Source organism: Bradyrhizobium sp. Crot121, assembly GCF_059512385.1.
In genome coordinates this window covers 1-429 of sequence record NZ_JCAMOR010000401.1, presented here as the reverse complement: position 1 = coordinate 429, position 429 = coordinate 1, and the positions used below count along the sequence as shown (strand labels likewise).

The 429-nt window shown below is 64.1% G+C and carries 1 protein-coding gene; it reads left to right on the top strand.

The genetic code is table 11. The annotated features are described in order from the left end of the window. Window positions 1–429: MDR/zinc-dependent alcohol dehydrogenase-like family protein (locus AC5ZGW_RS47180; RefSeq protein WP_496114278.1), on the top strand; the 429-nt coding region annotated here is incomplete at both ends.

The following is a 429-nucleotide window of genomic DNA, read 5'->3' as shown; positions in this document are numbered from 1 at the left end:
AAAATCTTTGCGATCAGCCGCAGTTTACCGGCTATACCCGCGACGGAGGCTTTGCGACCCATGTCGTTGCGGATGCCGATTATGCCTTCGTGCTCGACAGCCAGGCCGATCCCGTCGCCCTTGCCCCGCTTCTTTGTGCTGGCCTGATCGGCTGGCGTTCGCTGAAGAAGGCCGGCGACGGCAAGAGGATCGGGCTTTACGGGTTCGGTGCGGCGGCACATATCATTGCGCAGATCTGTCGTTGGCAGGGCCGTGACATCTATGCGTTCTCGCGCCCCGGCGATCAGGCCGCGCAACGCTTCGCACTCGGTCTCGGCGCCGTCTGGGCGGGAGGCTCGGACGAGCACCCGCCCGTCATGCTCGATGCCTCGATCATCTTCGCACCGGTCGGGGGACTCGTGCCTACGGCGTTGAAGGTGGTGCGAAAGG